A 1,735-nucleotide genomic window follows, 5' to 3' on the forward strand; every position below is an offset into this window, starting at 1 on the left:
TCGCTGAGTAGGCCCGGAGCGCGGTGCCGGGATTGCTCCCGGTCCGTTTCTCCGGACCTCTCGCCGAACCCGCCGTGCGTCTCTCAACGCAACGGGCTCTCCACGGTCTCTGCCGTCAGACGGGGTTCGCAGGCTGCCAAAGGTTGGGGATCGTGCTGGCTCGGTATCGGTAACGGCTGACCGTGACCGATGCGATCCGGAACAGCTCGATCCCGTCCGCCGCGATCGGAAGCCACCGCCCGGTGGGGGTGGTGAACCGGCGGCGGACGTCGCCCCAACTCCATTGGTGCCGTTCCCGCAGCATGCGGATGAGACGCCACCACACGAAGGCGTCGAGCCTGTCGAAGACATGCTTGGCGACAGCGTGCTTGAAGTAGTTGGCCCAACCGCGCATGATCTGAGTGAGTCTCTTCAGCACGGCGGCAAGATCCTGCTGCGATGTCCTGCCTGTCAGAGCACGGACCTTCGCCTTCAGCGACCGGATGGGCCGGTCGGCGATGAAGGTGTAGACGTGCCACTTGGTCGTGCCTCCTTTGCGTTTCCACTGGATGCGGAAGCCCAGGAAGTCGAACCCGTCGCTCATGTGCATGATCCGGGTCTTTGCCTGCGACAGACGCAGCCCCAGAGGTTCGAGCACGTCAGCGACTTCTTCGCGCAGTGCCGCGGTGTCGGCCTCGGTGCCGTGCACCAGGACGACGAAGTCATCCGCGTAGCGGACGATCCGCCACGTGGGTTGACCTTTGCGGCGCCGGTAGGCGCGTTTGCCTTCGGTGGCCATTGCCCCACCTGGTTCCCAGGGCCCGTGCAGGTGCTCGTCGAGCGCCGACAGGGCGATGTTCGCCAGCAGTGGGGACAGGATGCCGCCTTGCGGGGTGCCGGTCAGTGTTTCCTTGTTCTCGCCGAGTTCCGTGAGGACTCCGGCTTTGAGGAAGGCTTTGACCAGCGTCAGGACGCGCTTGTCCTTCACCCGGTGACGCACTCGGTCCATGAGAGCCGTGTGGTCGATCGAGTCGAAGCACGCCTCGATGTCCGCATCCAACACCCAGCGATATCCCCGGGTGCCGAAGTAGTGGATCTCGGCGATCGCGTCCTGGGCCCGCCGTCGGGGCCGGAATCCGTAGGAGACCGGCTTGAAGTCGGCCTCGAAGATCGGTTCCAGTACCAGCTTCAGCGCCGCCTGAACGACCCGGTCCGCGATCGTCGGAATCCCGAGCTTGCGGACCTTCCCCGAGCCTCCCGGCTTGGGAATGCTGCGTTCCCGCACCGGCAAGGGACGGAACAAGCCGTCCTTCAGGGCGGCCCGCAGGTCGTTCAGGAACCCGGGAACACCGATCGACTCCTCAACGTCGACGGCCGTCAGGCCGTCGACGCCGGGAGTCCGGGCTCCCCGGTTGTCCGCGACCCGGTCGAACGCCGCCAACAGCGTCGCCGGGTCGTGCACGAAGTTGAACAGGTCATCGAACCGGCGGCCGGGATCGGCCACCGTCCAACGGTGAAGCTTGGTCTGCATCTCCAGTACCCGGGCCCGAGGGCCCAGAGCTCCGCCATTCGGCGGGGCGTCTTCCGGCATTGCAGCGTCCTTCCCTTCTCGATACCGCTGCCGCCCTTCCCCATGCGGCCGGCTCTCCCGGCCTCGGAGTACTACGGCGGCTCCGCCCCGTCCCCAACCGATCAGCGGTCGATGCGCCCAGCCCCGGCAGCCTGATGGAGACAGGCGACGGGGCGAGGTTCGGGA

General features: G+C 66.6%; 1 protein-coding gene. It reads right to left on the bottom strand.

Going from position 1 to position 1,735, the window contains the following annotated elements:
• Positions 1–115: 115 nt before the first annotated feature.
• Positions 116–1,510: a group II intron reverse transcriptase/maturase gene (gene ltrA / locus ACFVZH_RS40325; protein WP_384905621.1), complete on the bottom strand. Its 1,395-nt coding sequence runs from the start codon at positions 1,508–1,510 to the stop codon at positions 116–118.
• Positions 1,511–1,735: the final 225 nt, after the last annotated feature.

Source organism: Streptomyces sp. NPDC059534 (assembly GCF_042743475.1).
Lineage (GTDB): Bacteria > Actinomycetota > Actinomycetes > Streptomycetales > Streptomycetaceae > Streptomyces.

Coding starts and splice junctions, on each gene's coding strand:
- ltrA (WP_384905621.1), bottom strand. CDS start 1,510: ATGCAGACCAAGCTTCACCGTTGGACGGTGGCCGATCCCGGCCGCCGG.